General features: G+C 43.9%; 16 protein-coding genes. 2 read left to right on the forward strand and 14 right to left on the reverse strand.

Features of this window, described 5'->3' with window-relative positions:
• Nucleotides 1–2: 2 nt before the first annotated feature.
• The 14 genes from Cabys_RS10665 to Cabys_RS20065 form a co-directional block, all read right to left on the reverse strand.
• A complete protein-coding gene (locus tag Cabys_RS10665) occupies nt 3–4,031 on the reverse strand; it encodes a S8 family serine peptidase (RefSeq protein WP_006930440.1) in 4,029 nt (1,342 codons plus the stop codon).
• The gene (locus tag Cabys_RS10670) at nt 4,031–5,554 is read right to left on the reverse strand and encodes a tetratricopeptide repeat protein (protein ID WP_081475109.1); all 1,524 of its coding nucleotides are present in this window, start codon (nt 5,552–5,554) and stop codon (nt 4,031–4,033) included. Before Cabys_RS10670 ends, Cabys_RS10665 begins: the two co-directional genes overlap by 1 nt.
• A complete protein-coding gene (lptE, locus tag Cabys_RS10675) occupies nt 5,548–6,054 on the reverse strand; it encodes an LPS assembly lipoprotein LptE (RefSeq protein WP_169833709.1) in 507 nt (168 codons plus the stop codon). Before lptE ends, Cabys_RS10670 begins: the two co-directional genes overlap by 7 nt.
• 154 nt (nt 6,055–6,208) lie before the next feature.
• Nucleotides 6,209–7,369, reverse strand: a complete 1,161-nt coding sequence (locus Cabys_RS10680) for a sigma-54 interaction domain-containing protein (protein WP_006930447.1) — start codon at nt 7,367–7,369, stop codon at nt 6,209–6,211.
• 309 nt (nt 7,370–7,678) lie between these two features.
• The gene (locus tag Cabys_RS10685) at nt 7,679–8,515 is read right to left on the reverse strand and encodes a metallophosphoesterase family protein (RefSeq protein ID WP_006930448.1); all 837 of its coding nucleotides are present in this window, start codon (nt 8,513–8,515) and stop codon (nt 7,679–7,681) included.
• A gap of 209 nt (nt 8,516–8,724) precedes the next feature.
• Nucleotides 8,725–9,207, reverse strand: a complete 483-nt coding sequence (locus Cabys_RS10690) for a hydrogenase maturation protease (RefSeq protein ID WP_006930449.1) — start codon at nt 9,205–9,207, stop codon at nt 8,725–8,727.
• Complete coding sequence (gene cybH / locus Cabys_RS10695; protein WP_006930450.1) at nt 9,185–9,868, reverse strand: Ni/Fe-hydrogenase, b-type cytochrome subunit; 684 nt, start codon at nt 9,866–9,868, stop codon at nt 9,185–9,187. The genes Cabys_RS10690 and cybH overlap by 23 nt, the downstream gene beginning before the upstream one ends.
• A 12-nt stretch (nt 9,869–9,880) precedes the next feature.
• On the reverse strand, nt 9,881–11,599 hold the full coding sequence (locus Cabys_RS10700; RefSeq protein WP_150109313.1) for a nickel-dependent hydrogenase large subunit: 1,719 nt from the start codon (nt 11,597–11,599) through the stop codon (nt 9,881–9,883).
• Nucleotides 11,599–12,711, reverse strand: a complete 1,113-nt coding sequence (locus Cabys_RS10705) for a hydrogenase small subunit (RefSeq protein ID WP_006930452.1) — start codon at nt 12,709–12,711, stop codon at nt 11,599–11,601. Before Cabys_RS10705 ends, Cabys_RS10700 begins: the two co-directional genes overlap by 1 nt.
• A gap of 454 nt (nt 12,712–13,165) precedes the next feature.
• A complete protein-coding gene (locus tag Cabys_RS10710) occupies nt 13,166–13,483 on the reverse strand; it encodes a hypothetical protein (protein ID WP_006930453.1) in 318 nt (105 codons plus the stop codon).
• Between the two features lie 15 nt (nt 13,484–13,498).
• Nucleotides 13,499–14,881: a tetrathionate reductase family octaheme c-type cytochrome gene (locus tag Cabys_RS10715; RefSeq protein ID WP_006930454.1), complete on the reverse strand. Its 1,383-nt coding sequence runs from the start codon at nt 14,879–14,881 to the stop codon at nt 13,499–13,501.
• A 428-nt stretch (nt 14,882–15,309) separates the two neighbouring features.
• Nucleotides 15,310–15,639 (reverse strand): Hpt domain-containing protein, encoded by a 330-nt coding sequence (locus Cabys_RS10720; RefSeq protein ID WP_006930455.1) that lies wholly within the window; start codon nt 15,637–15,639, stop codon nt 15,310–15,312.
• A gap of 133 nt (nt 15,640–15,772) precedes the next feature.
• Nucleotides 15,773–16,201, reverse strand: a complete 429-nt coding sequence (locus Cabys_RS10725; RefSeq protein ID WP_006930456.1) for an OsmC family protein — start codon at nt 16,199–16,201, stop codon at nt 15,773–15,775.
• Between the two features lie 20 nt (nt 16,202–16,221).
• The gene (locus Cabys_RS20065; protein WP_006930457.1) at nt 16,222–16,377 is read right to left on the reverse strand and encodes a hypothetical protein; all 156 of its coding nucleotides are present in this window, start codon (nt 16,375–16,377) and stop codon (nt 16,222–16,224) included.
• 257 nt (nt 16,378–16,634) lie between these two features.
• Here Cabys_RS20065 and Cabys_RS10730 point away from each other — a divergent pair, with 257 nt between their 5' ends.
• Both Cabys_RS10730 and Cabys_RS10735 read left to right on the forward strand, forming a co-directional pair.
• Nucleotides 16,635–18,221, forward strand: a complete 1,587-nt coding sequence (locus Cabys_RS10730; RefSeq protein ID WP_006926562.1) for an IS1182 family transposase — start codon at nt 16,635–16,637, stop codon at nt 18,219–18,221.
• A gap of 299 nt (nt 18,222–18,520) precedes the next feature.
• Nucleotides 18,521–20,281, forward strand: a complete 1,761-nt coding sequence (locus Cabys_RS10735) for an IS1182 family transposase (RefSeq protein ID WP_071961280.1) — start codon at nt 18,521–18,523, stop codon at nt 20,279–20,281.
• The last annotated feature ends 23 nt before the right edge of the window (nt 20,282–20,304 follow it).

Here is a 20,304-nt window from a genome sequence, read left to right on the forward strand (position 1 = left end):
AGCTACCTCACGATCACTAACTTTCCTGTTTTTTGATGCTTACCGTAGATGATCCGGTAAAAATACACGCCGCTGCTCGCTCTTTTTCCGGATGCATCGCGTAAATCCCAGCGAATGCCGCCATACTCATTTACCTGCTCCAGGGTTCTAATCAGCAGGCCATGCATATTAAAAATTTGAATTTGAGCTTTTTGCGGTAATTTTGCAAATATTAATGCTTCATCCTGCGGGCGCACCGGCTGCGGATAGATGATAACACGCGACAAATCATCCTCCGGTCGGAAGAGGCTAAATTTCTGCCGTTCTGCCATCTCGACGCCCCAGCGATTTTTCACCCCGTAAATTTCCAGATATGCCGCCTGACCAAAGCCACCGGCAGGCGCCTCTTTGGTGAGTGTTAGCTCTACCTCGCTGGCTAAGGCGTTCAAAACGGTCACCTCGCTTACAGAACCGGCGGGAAACAACTGATAATGACTCAACTGCTGAACGCTCCCCGAATCCATTGGTTGCGAAAAGGTTACGACAATCGTAGTGCGCGTCACAATGTTCAACTTTGTCACACGTGGCGCCTCGATCGGCGCCGCCAGATCAAGCGCAGACCAATCATACCGCCGGTCGATGGGCATATCCTGCGCATTGAAGACATTTTCCACCTTCAAAGTGTCTTCTGTGAAGTCTGAATCCCGCAAATCATCAAAAATAACCAGCAATGAATGGCCCGGCGGAATGAGCACGATGGAACTGGCTGCAATGCGAGCGGCTTCCAAAAATATGCGGGGCGGCTGGTCTGCCTTCAATTTTAAAGACTGATCAAATTGCAGAATAAAAGCCGTTTTTCCCACGCGCTGCACACTTAACAGACGGGGCGGGCGCCCAGTGCTTGCCGAATCGATGTTCGACCACTCGCTCTCCAGAGAATCAGCGACGGCAGTAACCGCATAAAAGTATGTTTCTTGCAGCGTCAGGTTTTGATCTAAGAAGACGTTTTGCGAAACATGCCGGTAAAATTGGAGACTTTGGGCGCTGAGACCGCGGTAAAGATTAAAGCCATTGTAATTCTGGCCCTGCCATTCGATCTTAATACGCGCGCTGTCTAGCGGCGAAGCGTTTAAGCCAAAGGGCACGCTCAGCGCCTCCCCTTCCCCTTTAAAAAATCCGACGATCTTTTCGCCCGTATTAAAATAACATTCGAAATTTTGACTGGAGGGCGATTCACCAGCCACAATGGCGTTGGAACGACAGCTTTCGGTTTGCCAGACGACGGCCCATCGTCCTTCTATTTTTTCCAGAACAAAAAACGAGGGGGAAAGAGCAAGAAAAAGATATTGTCGGCCGTTGTATTCCGAAAAGCGCATGCCGGCGTCAAAGGTTTTTTTGAGAGAATAGGGATAAAAATGGATGATCTGGCTGGATTTCAATTCCCTCCAGCGCGCATCATAAGTAAAAATTTCCAGCGACCAGTAAAGCTGGGCCAGCTCGGATTCGAATCGCCTGCCCTCTTCTGTGTGACTGAGAACAAACAGAGCGTCGCCGCCGGCTTCTATTAAATCGGTGGCATCGGTCTGATACGTGTGCAACAATTGCAAAAGGTGGAACTGGTCGGCGCCCGAGCAGGAGTAAATATTGAGATCGCCGTCATAATCGCCAAATACCAGTTCATTATTTCCATCGCCATTAAAATCGTGAACCACAACTTTTGGAGAGCCAAACCGATTTTCGCCCTTGCTGTGATTTATCAGCCTGGCAATTGGTAAAAATTGAAAATTCCCCTGATCTTCCAGCGCCACATAGGCCGAATCCCGATAACCGATGATTTCTGCCTTGCCGTTTTTGTTGCAATCGGTTAATGCGGCAGCCCAGAAACCCGAATCCTGCCAGACGATGCGAAATGTTTTGAGGCCAGAATCAAATTTCAGTAAGCGCGCCTGACTTCCATAAGTCACCAACAACTCTTCACGGCCATCGCCATCCATGTCAAAGGCATCGCGAGGTATGGCCTTCTGGCTGAATTCGGCGATCTGTTCAAAGCCCTGCGGCGTATCTTCCCAGACTTTTAAATAACCAATGGCCCCGCTACTGGCGTATTCGCTTAAAACGATCTCTCGCTGTCCGTTTCGGTTAATATCCGTGAATTTGTGCAGAAGATAGCCAGCCGGCAGGGTGTGCTTGAGCGGCCTCCATGGATGCCACTGTCGATCGGCGAAAAAGATTTCCGGAACGTTTAGCGTGGTGTCTGCGATCAATCCGCCGTCATTCTTCACTTGAATTTTTAGCAAGTTATAATCTGCGATTTGACGGCTGGTAAACGTTAAAAAATGTTCGGAAAAGAGGTTAAGATCAACCAGACTATCCGCAGAAACGCTGCCTGAAGAATGCAAAAAAGTAACATGGGCGGTGGTTTGATCATCGGTAATAAGGTGCAATAAACCGACAATTTCTGCCTGCTGAAAGGCGGGATCCAGTGTTAGTTTTAAAATACGCGGAGGCGTCCGATCAACATGTATTGAAGTAAGATCAAAAACCGACGTCTGATTTAATAGTTGCATTTGCAGTCGAATGGTCAGCACGGTATCCGGAATGTGATTGATGGGCAAAAGCGCCAGAGTATCGTGGTAAAAATAGCGGTAGTCCCATTTTCCCAGGGCGAACCATCGTTCTGGTTTGCTGCCAAGGCCATATTCCAGCAGCACGGACTGCAGATCCGGATGGTAAGCGCTGCCGACGATGAAAAGCGAATCTTTGACAGGCGTATTTTCTGTGGGGCTGATAATTTGCAGCGCGCCGCCATGTTGAATGAGCAGCGCCTTACCGGCGTCCAATCTTCCGGAGCCGACCTGCCATTGAGGATTGGGCAGGTTTTGTTCGGCGGAGTTTTTTAAAACGGTGCGCAGCTCTTCGTTGCTTAAATCCGGCCTGGCCGAAAGCAACAGAGCGCAAACGCCGGCCGCCATCGGGGCGCTAAAAGAAGTTCCGCTCACAGTGCGGTATTTGTTACCCGGCGCGGTGCTGATGATTTCCGCTCCCGGAGCGATTAGATCGAGCCCCGGCCCAAAATTAGAAAAAGCGCTTAGATGATCTTGCCGGTCGCAACTACCGACGGCAATGGTTTCTTTAAAAGCAGCCGGATAATAAATCTGCGGTTGTCCTTCGTTGCCTGCAGCGGCCACAAAGGTGATGCCCTTTTCCCAGAGGAAACGTAGCACATCTCTAAAAAGGGTGGACACCTTAACATCGCCAAAGCTCATGTTGATGATTTTTGCCCCTTTGGAATAAGCATAAAGCATGGCCTGAATGACATCATCCTCTTCCAGATAGCCAGCAGCCGTTCCAGCGCGCAGATTCATGATTTTGATTTGCGGTGCAATACCGGCAATGCCTTTCAGGTTGTTGACCGTGGCGCCGATAATGCCGGCAATCTCTGTTCCGTGACCGCCCAAAAATTCATCCATGGGATCCGGATCCGGGGTCAGGTAGTCTCCGCCGTCGGCAAAACGCGGAGCGTCGGTAAAATCCCAACCCATCACATCGTCGATCAAACCATTGCCGTCGTCATCCACGCCCGGCAAACCCTGTCGTTCAATTTCATTAATCCAGAGAACCTCCTGCAAATCCGGATGCGTGTAATCGATGCCCGTATCGATGACGGCCAGCAATACATCGGGGGCCCCGCGCGTTACCTGCCAGGCTTGTTCAATGTTAATTTGTTCAAGATACCATTGTTCGGCAGACAGGCTGTCGTTGGTCAGGGGGAATATTTTAAAGCGACGCACCGGTTCAAACGTTTCGATCCAATTTTCCTCTTGCAGCTCATGCAATTTCTGCGAATCGGCTTCCACCACAAGCCAGCGATCAACGAGCGGCAGCGGCTTAGAATAGGTTTGAAAGGTTTTGTAAGAAATACCGGCTGGTTTGAGCAAATTATTGCGCTTTAATTGCTCCTGCCCTGTTGCAGTTAATTTAGCAAAATAGACGTCTGCGGCGGAAAGCGAATGCAGATAGAAAAAAAAGAAGATTAAAAATATCGGCTTCATTATTTTTTTGCCATAACCAGCTTTTTCAGAAATTCAATTTTTTTCTGGATACGCGGATTATCCGGCTCCTTTTTAGCCAGCGCGGTAAACACTTTTAACGCGTCTTCAAATTTGTGTTGAGCGATCAAAATTTCACCGAATGTGGGCGTTAACAGGCTGGGATTGGAAAGGATGTCGTCGATATCCACATTATCGCTTTCGGCCTGCGATTCTAATTGCGCAATCTGTTTTTTACGCGCTTTGGTTTCGTCCCGCCGTTTTTCGCCCTCTTCCAGGCGCTTTAAAAGTTCGTTCATTTCCTGGCCAGACTCTTTACTCTCCTGCCGATCGTCATCCGCAGGCTGCTCTACCTCTGCTTCAGGCGCTTGCATTTCTTCTTGCGCTTCGGGTTCAACCAGATTATTCTCGATTTCCTCAAACTCGGCTGCCCCGATGCGTTCCAGGTCTTCTTCCAGCGTATTGAAATCGCCCAGAGGTTTTGCCTCTTCATCGTCTTCCTCTTCAGATACCGGTTCATCGCTTTTTCGATGATCGGAAAAAATCAGGATCGTATCCAGTTCACTGGCAATCTGATCTTCCATTTCCATTTCGTCCTGCTGCTCTTCTTTTTCTACTTCACTTTTTTCCTGCCGGCTTTCTTCGTCGTTGGTTTCGTCCGGTTTGAACAAATCGGACATAAACTGCGTGAACTCTTCCCGTTCGTCCCCTCTTCTTTTCGGCGCTTCTTCGGGCTGCACGTCGGGTTCGGCCTCTTCCTTTTCTTCCACCATTTCTTCTTCGGCTTCGTTTTCGCCCAATCCCGGGCTTACAGCCGCCAGTTCTTCCGGAAAGGAATCGGACTCTTCTTCATTTATGCCCGACTCTGCTTCAAAAAAGGACTCATCAATTTTTTCGATTTCCTCCTCTGCGCTGGCCGGTTCCAGTTCAAACAGTTCATTTTCACCGACCTGCCGGGAATGTTCATCAATTTCTTCCAGAATCTGATTGCGTTCGTCTTCGTCGGTGGGACGCGAATCATCCAGAATCTCTTCCAGATCAAACATCGCTCCATCGTGCTGGCTACTATCCTCGTTCTCTTCATCAAACACCAGTGGACTGTAGAGCCTGGCAAGCAGGCCTTCGCTCTCTAAAAAATCGTGTAACTCTTCATCGTAAGGATCAAAAAGATAAGCTTTTAAAAGAGTAATCTCCCCGGCTTCACGTTCGCGCATTTTATAGTACAGATAGGCCAGGCCTTTTAAAGCCTTGGTGTGGTTTGGTTGCAATTTTAGCGCCTGCTGGTAGGCATTAACTGCGTCATCATTCATATTTTTTAGCTGATAGCAACGCGCCAGCTGAATATAGCCTTCAGCGTAAAAAGGAAAGCGTTTTACTCCTTCTTCGCAAAGCTCTAACGCCTCATCAATTTCATCCTCTTCAATCAGCAAATCCACTTTATGGGCAAATAAAATGGATTCGCTTCCAACGCTAAGAATGTAATCGGTTGGACTGATCATTACATCCCTCTCTCTAATTTTTACCATGCCCCCAGGGTGGCGTTTAAAATATCTTCGGCAATTAACTGTAAAGCGTCATTGATCGCCTGCTCACGTTCTTCCAGGCCAGCCGTAGCATCCAGGGGGCTATATTGTTGAAACGTTTTATTGAATAAAACTTTGGAGGTTTTCACATCTTCGCACTTTACTTTTATGCTAACGATCAATTTGTCTTCGGCCACTTCTTCGCCTTCTCGCACCACGGCCGGCTGCAAACGGATGGGGAGAATGACGCCGCTTAAAATCAAATCCGCTTTACTTTCATCCACGACTTTTAGGGTATTATCTTTAATGAATTCTGTGGTCAACAATTGATTTAACGTTTCCGGAACGCCGGGGTCCGGAGTTTGATTATCAAACAACGGAATGGCAATGCTCTCAATATAGGAAGGCAGCGAGCCTTTAAACGAATAATAGCCGCAACTCGATACAAAAAATACGGCTAATATAATGAATAGGCCGAAGCCCAGCGATCTTTTAAACATCATTGTTTTTTCGCTTACCATTCCTCTCTTCAGATGATGCGAGCCCGATTTCTGGGCGCTCATAAATTTTTCTCCGCTATCTTCCTTATTTAGTATTCCACAACGCGCTGCTTCACCGCAGCAACATTCAACAAATTTTTTAATGCCTGTCATGGCTTTATGATAAACCATATTCGTGTAACTTACGATAAAGCGTACGCTCGCTTATTTGCAAGGCTTTGGCCGTTTTCCGGCGGTTTCCATTGAAACGTTTAAGCGTCTCTTTAATCAATTCTCTTTCCATGGCAGAGATGGACGTGGGTTTAATTTCCTGAGAATTTTCAGCAGAAGGCGTCTCTTCCTGAGTATGGGGCATTTGATGCTTCATCCAATCCATCTGAGTCTGGATTAATTTCCCGATCATCTGTTTTAATTCAGTTATGTCCAGCTTTAAGGAGATTAATGTGCGATAAATTAGCTCGCGTTCTGCCTGATCCGGCGTTTTGTTCAATGGTACCGGTAAATTATCGGTGGTTGCATAGCGGTGATCAAGATTCAGAACCTGACGCACATAAGAAGAATGAATTATTTCACCTCGATTTAAGGTGATGGCCGTTTCTACAAAATTTTTTAATTCCCGAATATTCCCCGGCCAGTCATACTCTTTTAAAGCTTCAAGGGCTTCCGGCGAAAATCCCTTAAAAAAGATTTGATTTTTCTTTACGTATTCATCGGCAAATTTTTTGACCAGAACCGGAATATCCTCTTTCCTTTTACGCAGGGGCGGAATAAAGATGGTGATGGCTTTCAGGCGGAAATAAAGGTCTCGCCGAAATTCATTGTTGGCCACCGCCTGCTCAAGATTTTTATTGGAAGCGGCAATGACGCGCACATCGACTTTAATGGGCGTGGTGCCGCCCACACGCATAATTTCCGAAGTCTCCAGGACACGTAAGAGTTTGACCTGGGTATTGAGCGGCATTTCACCGATTTCATCCAGAAAGATGGTTCCGCCGTCGGCTGCTTCAAAATAACCTTTTCGTTGAGCAATGGCGCCGGTAAACGATCCCTTTTCGTGACCGAAGAGTTCGGACTCCAGAATACCTTCTGGAATCGCCCCGCAGTTTACAGAAACGAGCGGTTTATTCCTGCGTTTGCTCAATTGATGGATGGCGTTGGCAACTACCTCTTTGCCGGTTCCGCTTTCGCCCTGAATTAAAACAGAAAGATCGGTGGGCGCAATCATGCGAATCGTTTGTAAAATCTCCTGAACCGGCTGACTAACTCCGTAAAACCCCAGTTTTTCTTTGAGTTCTTCTAAATATGTGCTTTCTTCCATTTTATGCTTTTGCTTTCAGTTTGAAAGAATACCAGAATGAATCACCTTTTTACTAATGTTTAAGTTATATGAATTTATAAAATTAGATTAAATAAAGCAATCTCCAATTAAACAATAATTTTTTTGCGTTGATCTACTTGCGACACGCTCATTCGCCAATCATCAATCATCAATCATCAATCGTCAATCATCCCCCCACCATCCTGCGAATAATACCTCATCCTTTATCCTTGCCGAGGCATCCCCCTCTGGCGAGATAATCCACAATTCGTAATTCGTAATTTTTAATTCGTAATTCGTAATTGATACTCAACCAATACACTTTAATCCCCGTTCAATCCCCACAATAGTTCCCCGGCGCCGTTCTTCCGGATAGCCAAGGCAATGCGAAACATAGCGCACGCCGTCGATCACTCTGTCGCGATTAATATGCTGGTGTCCGTAAACGTGAATATCGGCGCGGAACTGGCGCAATTTTTTTTCAATCAATGTGGAACCGGCGACCTGACTGAAATTAAACTGTGGATGCCGGTCAAACTTTTTCATGCGCTGGCGATCTATTTTTCTGTTTTCGGAGAACATGGTTTCCTGACGCGGCAGAAAATGGCTGAAGGTGATGATTAAATCGGCCTCAGTAAACGACTTCGGACGGCGGGTGAGTTCCACAAAATATTCCACCGGCCTAAAATGGTGGTTGGGCCAGCGTACGAAATGAAAGTCGCTCCACAATCGTTGCAGTTGTTCTTCACCGGGCTTGGGAAGATAAAGAGTGCCTGTTTCTTGCTTTAGATGGTACCAGGAAAAGATGGGAATAATGCCAATTTTACGCTTCCCATCGTTCAACAGGGCGGGCTCCATTGTTATTTGAGCATCCTGACAAAATTTTAAAAGCGCCTCAAATTTTTCCAGCGAATCATTAAAGGCCGTACCTTGAATCCACAAATCATGATTCCCCGGCACAAAAAAAAGATGTTTGAATTTCCTTCGAAGCTCCTTCAAAATTCTTTGGAAGAGCTCAAAATTATGCGTCACATCTCCTGCTAAAATAAGGACGTCGTCTCTGTATTCCTGGGCAGAGATTTGATTAAGCCAATGTCGATTTTCAACAAAATCCACATGAATATCCGATAATATCCAAATTCGCATGGCTTAAAATAAACAGAAGGCCAAAACAAATCAAATGCTTCTCTGTAAAAAACGCTAACCAGCAGGCGAACCGGTCATTCAATACATGAGGCGTAACGATTCGACCTTTTTGTTTCCATCTGTCAGGGGGAACGCATTTTGAATGGACGGATTCTGTGCCCGATCTTAAAACTTTCGCAATCGGGAGAGCCATCTTTTTAAAGGAGTTTTTAAACAGGGGCGCCTAACAGATCATGGACTTCATTCAAAACTTCACCGCCGATTACAGGAATAATCGCCTCCAGTTCGGGACTTAAACCGAACTTTACTGAATTGATCGAATCGATGGAAATGGCATAGAGCACCACTTTCGGCATTTTACCCAGCAGCTGGGCGGCGTCCAGCATATCTTTCAACCCGATATCGTGCGCCGTTAAGGTGGGCGGATAGTCGGAGGAGTATCTTGGTTGTAACCGTTCCCAGGAGGCCGGCGGCTGGCCGTTGATGGTTGCATCGATCAAAATGACGCAGTCGGCATTCTGAAAGGTTTCCAGCAGATGAAAACCGCCAGTTCCGCCATCCAGCACGGTAACGCCTGGCGGCAACTTTTGTTTTTCTAAAAATTGGGCGATAAAAGCGCCAATGCCTTCATCGCCCATTAACACATTTCCTATCCCCAGAATCAAAATATCAGAGATTTTCTTCCTTTTCAAATTTCCATCCTCCAACCATGGAAGAAGTCGTTCCGCGTCCTTCTACATAGTCATGATAAAATACCAGGTACACATGAATGATGGTAAAAACAATGAAAAACCACATGAACATGTGATGCCACTGGCGAACGGCAAAATCTCCGCCCATAAAGGGCACCACCCAGCTGAAAAGCTGAGGCAGAAAAGACGAGCTCATGCTGGAGTAAAGCGCAAAACCGGTAAACGCCTGGAAGAGGAAGATCAGAAAAGAGATAAAATAGATGAGTCCGGCAAGGGAATTGTGTCCGATGCTGATACGTTCAGTAACGTCTTTTTGTAAAATATCAACCTTCAGCACTTCCCAGATTTCCTGCCACTGTTTTTTCTTCAGCGGAATGAAATTTTTCCAGTCGGCGTACTGGTTCCCGACAAATCCCCAGTAAATTCTGACCAGAAAATTGAAAAAGAAGATAAAGGCGCTCACAAAATGGAGAAAGCGAACGGTGCCAAACCAGTACTGTTGATAGGCCTCGTTGCTGTACTCCAGAGCAAAAGGTTTTCCGATGATGTAGCCGGTAACGGCCAGCACCACAATACAAATGGCATTAACCCAGTGAAACAGACGAACGGGAAATTCCCACACATACACTCGCCGGTAAACATTCTTTTTGACTGCTTGCATGTTCGCCCCCTTTCACATGATTTGAATGCGTCGCACATGATTGCCCTGCGGATCATACAGATGTACAGCGCAGGCAAGGCAGGGATCGAACGAGTGGATAGTGCGCAATACTTCAACAGGCTTGTGCGGATCTTTAACCGGCGTTCCGATCAGCGCTTCTTCGTAGGCCGAGCGTTGATTGTTAGCGTCTCTGGGAGAAGCATTCCATGTACTGGGAACGATCAACTGATAATTGGCGATTTTTCTATCTTTAATGCGAATCCAATGCGCCAGTGCGCCGCGAGGCGCTTCGGTCATGCCAACGCCCTGCGCTTCTTCTGGCCAGGTTTTTGGATTCCATTTTTCTTCGTTAAAGGTGCGCATATCGCCATTTTTAATATTGTTGATCAGATCGTTATAGAATTCTTTCATCCAGTGCACCACCAGTTTGGTTTCCAGTCCGCGGGCGGCCGTTCTGCCAAGCGTTGAAAATAAAGCCGTTGCCGGCGCATTTAACTGCTTAAGCGTGTCGTTAACCAGCTCCTGAACTTCTTTGTTTCCACTGGCGTAAGCGACCAACATCCGGGCCAGAGGTCCTACCTCCATGGGTTTTCCCTTCCAGCGCGGCGTTTTTAACCAGGAATATTTTCCTTCTACGTTCAATTCTTTAAAAGGCGGCTTTGGACCGGTAAAATTAAATTCGGTCTCGCCATCCCAGGGATGTAAACTCTGCTCATCGCCCACCGAGTATTTGTACCAGGAGTGCGTCACATATTCCTGAATTTCCTGTTGATCGCGAGGATCCACCTCATGGACTTCGTTTAAATTCCGGTCGAGCACCACACCTCGTGGAAACTTAAAATGAGCGGGTTCTCCGTAACTTCTGGTAGGCAAATCGCCGTAGGCCAGGTAATTTTTCAATCCGCCGCCGTATTTCGTCCAGTCCTTATAAAAGCCCGCAATCGCAATGAGATCAGGCAGATAGACTTTTTCAACGATTTCAATGGCGTCGTCAATTAACTTTTTAACATGGTTCAGGCGCTCCATATTAATGGCGTTAACTTCATTTAGATTGATGGAACAGGGAACGCCGCCGACCAGGTAGTTGGGGTGCGGATTCTTGCCGCCAAAAATCGTGTGAATTTTAATCAGCTCTTTTTGCCACTCAAGCATTTCGAGATAGTGCGTTACGGCCAGCAAATTAACGGCTGGCGGTAGTTTATAGGCCGGATGCCCCCAGTAGCCGTTGGCAAAAATTCCTAACTGACCGCTCTCCACAAACGCTTTTAATCTGTCTTGAACTTCTTTAAAATATTTAGGCGAACTCTTTGGCCAGCTTGAAATGCTTTTGGCTATTTGCGAAGTTTCTTTTGGATCCGCTTTTAACGCGCTGACCACATCCACCCAGTCAAGGGCATGTAAATGGTAAAAATGGATCACATGATCCTGTACCATTTGCGCACAAAACATTAAATTACGGATGAGTTCAGCGTTTTTAGGGACTTTTATGTTTAATGCGTCTTCAACCGTTCTAACGCTGGCCAGGGCATGAACCGTGGTGCACACGCCGCAAACGCGTTCGGTAAAGGCCCACGCGTCACGCGGGTCTCTTCCTTTTAAGATGATCTCTAACCCCCGCACCATGGTGCCGGAGCTAAAGGCATCGGTAATTACCCCATTTTCAACGACGGCCTCAATGCGTAAATGGCCTTCTATTCTGGTAATTGGATCTACGACCAAACGTGCCATAATTAATTATCCTCCCCTTCTTTTTTGACATTCACCGATTCTTCCAGATGCTCTTTAATCAGCTTCCGTTTGCGAATATTGGTTGTAATGGCATGCGCGGTAACGCCTGCTAACGCTGCGGCGCCAACTACAGTACCAATGGTGTCGGCTGTGGTTTCAATTCCAAAACCAGGGAAAGAAGCCAGATGGCGATAGAAAGGTCCGTTATCCCAGAAATTATTTTCGCTGCATCCAATACATCCATGACCGGATTGAATGGGATAACTGGTGCCTGCGTTCCAGCGGGTTACGGCGCAGGCATTGTAGGTAACCGGACCACGGCAGCCCATTTTGTAAAGACAGTACCCTTTTCTAGCCTTCTCATCATCCCAGCGTTCCACAAATAATCCTGCGTCGTAGTACGGCCGGCGATAACATGTATCATGAACGCGTCGAGAGTAAAAGCTTTTCGGACGTCCCTGGCCGTCTAATTCCGGAATGGAGCCAAAAACCAGCACATGGGTCACAACGCCCGTCATCACATCGGCAATGGGCGGACATCCGGGCACTTTAATAACAGGTTTATCTAATATCTCATGAATAGGCGTCGCGCCAGTAGGATTAGGACTGGAGCTTTGCACGCAGCCGTTTGATGCACAGCTGCCCCAGGCAATTATAGCCGCCGCCCCTTCGGCCGTCTCATGTAATATCTCCAGCGCCGACCTGCCGGCAATCGTACAATAGATGCCGTCGTCTTTGGTGGGTACGGAACCTTCGACCAGCAAGAAATATTTACCATGATAATTTTTCATGGTATCCTTAAGACATTTCTCTGCAGCTTCTCCGGCGGCAGCCTGAAGCGTTTCGGTGTAATCCAGCGAAATCTGATCTAAAATAAGATCGCCTACCATCGGATGCGAAGAGCGAATAAACGATTCGCTGCAGCAGGTGCATTCTTGAAAATGCAGCCAGATTACCGGCGGCCTGGGTTGACTTTCAAAAGCATGCACCACTCTGGGAATACCAGTGGCGTCAAGTCCTATTAAAGCCGCAGCATAGCTACAAAAGCGAAGAAATTCACGACGGCTTAAACCAGACCTTTCAAGATGCTCCCGAAAACTTGGTGTTTTTGACATAAGCCCCCCTTTGCTTGATAAACACTATTTGATATGGTGTGATATATATTCAAATTAATGAGTTCTAAACAAAGAGGATAAAATAAATTTTTCCAAAGAATTAAACACATATAAAGTTTCCCTTCCCCCGGCAACTTCTTTGAAATTATAGAAAATATCCGATACGGATGCAAGATTATGAAATATTTTTCATTTTTATTGGATAAACTTTTTTTAAATCAATGGTCGCCAGCCCCTCATTCCGATTCCCGCCCCGAGAAGATGAGGGCTATTTTTTTTAAGGAACAGATTGGCGCTTTGCCCTAATTGCCCAGGTTTAAAATGTTGAGTAGTAAGTCGCGATAAAACCTTTTATTAAGGCAGCATAGCCGCCACCCAAAATATGTAATCAACCGCAAAGAGCGCCAAGGAGACTCAACGTAACGCCAAGTTTTTTATTAAATATTTTTAGCGTTTATAGCGAACTCATTGCAAACATCCCGGGTAAAAGGACAAAGTCAGCAAAGTTTTTAGGTCTTGTCTCGTCCGTAAAAAATTCGTTTTTCCCCTGCTGAGCATGGTAGCTGTGAATGGTTATGAATTCATAATCATGACAGGCGCTGCAGGTTTTTTCTGTACTGATCGGCTGCCCGCTTTGAATCACAGGCACACCATGCGCATCCAGTAATTTGACGGCGGGATGCAGTGAAATATTGGTATCGCTCCCGAAAAGAAAAAAAGGCAGCCACAATACTCCCAATAAAACGGTTAATATTCCATCCTTGTTGTACACGATCTCGCCTCCGCTTTATTTGCGCTCCAAATCATATTCGCGAATCAGTTCTTCTTTTTTGCGATCGCCCATAAACATCGGATCGCCTTCATATCCCAGCTTCTCCCAGTCTAAAATGCTATTTTTCCCATGACAATCCACGCACTGCAACGCCTTCTCTTTGGGAACCACCTCGTGATTAATGCGCCAGTACATTTTAGTCTCCACAAAAGCATAGTGACCGCTGTAAGGTAAGCCGGCAGCGGCCATGCCATCTTTCGCCGCTTTATCCCAGTTAAAATGCTTCCAGTATCCGCCCCACAGGTTGGGAATAATCAAATAATTATATTCGGCGTCATAAATTTGCTTGCCGCGCATGACTTTAAAAGGATATATCTTGGCCTTGTTATCATAAACACTGCCTCGCGGCCGGTTTAAATACAAAATATTAGCCGGATCGAGTTTATCGCCTTTCAGATAACGATCCATGGTACCATTGTACCAGGCATACTCCGGCCGAACATTTTTCGCCCAGTGAAATTCGCCTTTCTTTTTATTAAAAGTTTCGCGTCCGTACTCTTCCTTTGGTTCTATGTCCATGCCGGCTTTGGACCAATCCCACCAGATTTTAGTGGCCATGCCTTTGGCAAATGTAGGAATATGGCAGGTTTGACAGGCAATGGATCGCACATGAAGATTTAATCGTTCATTCTCATGCGCATCCAGGCCATGGCAGTCCGCACAATACAAATGATTTTCATCCAGTACGGAGACAGAAGACCCCCTGCCCTTAAAATCATGATTTTCATGAACATGACAATCCTGACATACCATTCCGGATCCCATGTGAACATCCTGATCACGCGTTGGATTGGCCAAAATCTGCTCCAGGTCGCCGTGTTTTACATTTTCACCGCCGCCGCCGTAAAAATGGCAGGAGCCGCAGTTTTCACGATCCGGAAGACGAACGCTGCGCGCCGCCTTTAAAAGATCGACATCCTTTTTGGGAAACCCCGCCCCCGCTGGATTTTTTTTGTAAATCTTCGGGTCGGCATGACAAATCAAACAGTCCACATTCTCTTCTTTATCAAAATCGAATGAGTCATCTTTCCAACCATAGCCCGTATGACAGCTGGTGCATCTTGGCCAATTGGACTGCACGTGAATGCAGTAGTTATTAAAGATGTCTTTTTTGCCGATTCGATGTAAGCCTTCGTGCCCGGGCACTTTAACAGGAGGCGTGGACCAGGTCCAATGCGAGGTTTTCATTATCTGTTGGGCGCTTTCTTCATGACAGGTCAAACACTGTTTGGTAACCTCCTGAGGATTTTTAAAAGGTCCTTTGATGTAGCTGGAATGATCTTCGGCAAATAGATGCCCGACTATTAAAAGGAAAAAAATTAATAATATATAGCGCATTTCAACCCTCCTTTTGTAAAATCTTTTCTTTCATTACTTCAATATTTTATCTTCTAAATTATTTATTCATTGAACTAATTTAATAAACTTTTTTAATGATTTCTATTTTTTTTGTTTTTTTAAAATAAGGGATTAAAAAACAGCGTAAGACTTTGCCTCCTGTAACTTAAAACAATTTCTTTTAAAAACTGTTTTTTTGCGTGCGAAAAATTTCGTTAATGCGTAACAGATTCATCGGTGATAATACTTGTCTCTCGCAGATCGCGCCGATTAGCGCAGATTTTTTGTTTTTTATTTTATTCTACGATCATCTACAGAATCTGCGTGCAAAATGGAGTTAGAAAAAAGGAATGGAAGCTTTACAAATTTTAAAGCCAGGGGCCATCACGAGTTGACATTCAGAAGCCCCTGACAGTTTGATGCTAATTTTATGAGAGTTCCTGTTTTAGTTCTTCGTACATTTGAACGATTTCGTTATAGACTCCCGGTGCGCCGTCTAATTTTTCTTCTTTACCCATTATTTCCAGTTCATAAAACTTGTCAGAAATTTTATCGGCACCCAGGTTTGCTGCGGCCCCTTTTAATCCGTGTGCCATAGACCGTACTTCTGCAAAATTTTTCTGCTCAATAGCCGTTTTGAGTTCTGGTAAAGTTTGCTCGATTTGCTCAACCAATTCATTCAAAAGTTCGACTAAAAACTCCTTATCGCCTCCCAATCGCTCAATGGCCGTTTCCCAATCGATGATTTTTTTTCCCATGGCTTTTTCCTGTATTTTATATTAAACCGATTTTCATAATCGGCAAAGAATCGGAAATTTTAATAAAAAAAGCAAATGGAAAAAATCCATTTGCTTTTAAAATAAATTGAGTTTTTTTAGACCTCAAAAGATGTTATTCTTGCGGATTAATTTCATATGAATGGGTGATTTCCACAGCCTTTTGCAGCATGGCGGTTACGGCACAATAGACATCTTGAGAAAGGTTAATCGCTTTGACTAAATTTTGCTCGTTGACATCGCCCCACACCTTGTAAGTTAAATGAATTTTGGTGTAAACTTTAGGATGCTCATCAGCCATTTCAGCCTCAACGTGCACCTCAAAGCGTTGAAACTTTTGGCGCATTTTCGTTAAAATAGACGCAACATCGCTGCCCGTACAACCGGCTAACGAAAGTAACAACAATTCTTTGGGTCGAATGGCGCCATTTTCTCCGCCAAACTTGGGCGGGCCGTCCATGGGCACCCAGTGGTTAGAGTCTGTAATCCCATTAAATGTAACGCCCTTAATGTGCACCACTTTGCCTTTAACCTGTGTAGCCATAATATTCCTTTCTGTTCATATTATTTAAAACTTAAAAACAAACCTATTAACGCAAAATAAATTGTACTTATTCTCGGATCACAAATGAGCGGGCAACCAAAGCCTGCTTTAGACATATATTTACCAATCAGGTAACCGATTCCGCCGCCGCCTAAGGCAGCAAGTACATGTATCATAACTACTCCAATATTATTACTGATGTCTATTGGATGTTAATATTAGCAAAAAGAGACATTCATTTTGTGTCACTGGCAACGTTTAACAATGTCAGGATGAAAATTCTTTAAAATGTTGTTTTAACGTTGATTTTTAGAACACTTCATTCAAAACATCTGTCCCGCAATGGAGGCTGTTGCAAATTCAGTTTGAGTAAAATTCAAAAAATTTGTAAATTCTGGGCGACAGATAAAACAAGTAATAACAAAGGAATTCCATGAGTTTTATTACTTATAATCGCTCACAAATGAATCTCTTTGGCTATAGTGTGGAAGATTTTGCCAGAGACGATCCAAAGAGTCGATTTGTAGTGGAGTTGGTTTCGCGCCTTGATTTAAGTGCACTTTATTCCCGTTATAGTTCACAAGGCGGTGATTCTTATGCCCCAGACATGATGCTTGCCTTATGGTTTTATGCTTATAGTAACGGCATTACCAGCACCCGTAAGCTGGAGGAATTGTGTAAATATGATACGCGCTACATTTATATCACTGGGAATCAGCATCCGGATCATAGTACATTAAGTCGTTTTCGCAAGGCACATTTGGATTTATTAGACCAATATTTTGTAGAGATACTTTTAATTGCCCAGGCCGAAGGCATAAGTAGTTTCAACCAGATAGCCATAGATGGCACGAAAATCAAAGCGCACAGCAGTAAGCGTCATGGCTACACTGAGGATCAATTAGACAAACGTATAGAGAAGTTAAGAGCAGAGATCAAGCAATACATGCAGCGCTGTAATTTTGTAGAACAGGGGGCCACGGATGAATTAGATTTAGAAACTCTTCGAGCGGAGAAAGAACGGCTTGAGCGCTTAGAGAAAGAGATATTAGAACGTAAAGCCCAATTGAAAGAGCGTAAGAAACAGCTCAAATCAGAACACCGTTCAAGACATCAAATAAATGTAAAAGAGCCGGATGCCCGCATGATGCCTTCGGTGGATGGACCGGGCTATAACGCACAATTAGGCGTAGATATGTCCAGTCATTTAATAGTAGCTCATGAAGTCGTAAGCCAGCCCAACGACCAGGGTCAATTCATACCGATTCAAGAACAAGTAGAGAAGAATCTTGGTTCAGATGATAAGCGATCTTACACGGCCGATTCCGGTTATCACAATAGCACAGACCTAAAAGAATTGGAAGAAAAGCAGATTGATGCCGTAATAGCCGATCCCCAGTTATCCAATCGTTCGATAAAGGAGACACCAACCTCCAAGGAAGAATTGCAAAAAGAAGAAAGAAAACTAAAACGAAGTGATTTTGTGTATCATGAACAGGGAGATTACTATGAATGTCCGACGGGTAAGAAGCTTTTTCCAGTTGAGAGAAATAGCGAACGGATCGTATATCGTTCCAATGATTGTCAGGACTGTCCCTTAATTAATTTATGCATTTCCAGTAAAAAGAAAGTTAAGCAAATCCATCGTTCAGTTAATGAGAGTTATTGCGAACGTATGGCGAAAAAGTTACAAACTTCAGCGGCGCAGGAACGACTAAAGAAGCGTTCGGTGACAGTTGAACCTGTTTTTGGTAACTTGAAGCATAATTTAGGCTATCGTGGATTTTCCTTATCTGGTCTTAATAATGTTCGTAGTGAATTTACGTTAATGTGTATTGGGCATAATATTAATGTTCTATTTAAAAATATGTTAGGGAAACGTTTAGCAGCGTTTATAACAGCATCACAAGAAAAAGATGATCTATTAATTTTATTTTCAAAGAATATTTTGGCGTTTTTAATTCTATATTTTGCCCAACGCTTAAGAATGAGAAAAAATTATCAATATCGGAGAATATAAGCATTAATTCCTCCCCCCCATGCAACAGCCTCAATGGCGGTATACGAAAATTTTTGTGCTGTTTTAAAAACTCATCCCCCAGCCCGGGGCTGTCCCAAAAGTAAATCAAGATGTATAAATATGCAGGTTTTTAAATATAATTTTATTGGTAAATGTGATACGAAATTATGGAAAAGGTAAAAGATTTCAACAAAAAAACATGAATAAAAACAAGATTTAAATTGGTTCTATTTATTGTCTTTAGCACATAAAATAACTTGCATTAATAACTTGAAAATATTAAATTTAAAATAAAAACCATGAAGCCAAAACGTTGTCGGAAAATCCCATTTAAAACTACCGATCAAAACCAACTTACTATTCTTCCGCCTTCATTAGATGAGCTCATAGAACCCAATCATATGGTTCGGTTTATCAATGCCATCATAGACAAGATGGATATTGATTTTTTAATTAAAGAATACAAAGGAGGCGGTCGGGCCGCGTATCATCCGCGGATGCTATTAAAAGTAGTCATTTATGCCTATACGCAGAAGATATTTACTTCGCGCCAGATAGCTAAGGCCTTAAGAGAGAATATTCATTTCATGTGGTTATCAGGGAACAGTCGTCCGGATTTTAGGACGATAAATCGTTTTCGTTCATCACGATTGAAGGGAAAAATAGAGGAAGTATTCACCTATGTAGTTGAGCAATTATTGGAGTTGGGCTATATCGAATTAAATGATCTTTTTATAGACGGGAGCAAATTTCAGGCGAATGCGAATAAATACAAGGCAGTCTGGAAGAAGAATGTAGACCGTTACCAGAGAGTACTTCAAGAGAAGCTAAAGGAATTACTAAAGAAGATAGATAACGAGAATGATTTAGAGAATCGTTTATACGGTAATAAAGATTTAGGAGAATTAGGAGAGGATGTTACTTTAAGCTCTCATCAGATTGAACAAATAGTTGATATATTGAATGAGCGGTTAAAAAAGGAACCGGACAATAAGGAATTAAAGAGAGCAAAAAATAAAATAGAGAAGGATTATTTACCGCGCCAACGTAAATATGAAAAGCAACGAAAGCTTCTAAATGGTAGGAATAGCTATAGCCAGACGGACCCGGATGCTACCTTTATGAGTAAGAAGCGGGATCATCATAATAATACGGATTTGCTTCCGAGTTATAATGTTCAGGTAGGAAGTGAGAATCAATTTATAGTGAATTATACGATAAATCAGAACGCGAATGATAGCGTATTATTAAAGCCCTTTATGGAGTCATACAAGCGTTGTTATGGTAGGCAACCAAATCGAGTAATAGGCGATGCAGGCTATGGAAGTGAGGAGAATTATGCATATTTGGAATCAGAAGGTGTAGAAGCTTATATCAAATACAGTAGTTATTACAAAGAGCAAAAGAAGTCATACAAAGAGAATCCTTTTTTGATAGATAACATGCGGTATGATCCTGAATTAGATCGCTATGAATGTCCTGCCGGTCGGTATTTAGAATATGTTGGAGAACAGGAAAATGTTACGTCGACGGGATTTAAAGTAAAGCATCGTATTTACCGTAGTGAGAGTTGTGAAGGCTGTGCATTGAAAGAGAAGTGCTATAAGGGCCAGACTGCGCGTGTTGTTAGAGTAAATGTCATGCTTAATGATTATAAAAAGCAGGTTCGTTCTCGATTGAATACGGAAGAAGGAAGAAAATTAATCAGCAAACGAGGTTCGGAGATAGAAACAATTTTTGGACAAATAAAGCATAATCTAGGAATAAGGGGCTTTTTATTAAGAGGATTAGAGAAAGTAAAAACAGAATTTGGTATAATAGCAGTAGCGTATAATTTAAAAAAGATGTTTAATCAGATGAAAGAGTACGGTTTAGTTAACGAGATGTATAAGTATAGCGCTAACATCTTTTTTAATTTAAACCGGGCAAGCCAGTGTCAAAATTTAGGCCCAAAAAATACCATTTTAAAATCGTTAGAGCGGTTTTTTATAGAAATTAAGGAAAAAATAGTTGTTAAATATTCATCTTGTCTCTTCAACGCCAAAATATGTTTTGTATAAAAATTTACTTTCATCGACTTTTG

The organism is Caldithrix abyssi DSM 13497 (genome assembly GCF_001886815.1).
Taxonomy (GTDB): Bacteria; Calditrichota; Calditrichia; order Calditrichales; family Calditrichaceae; genus Caldithrix; species Caldithrix abyssi.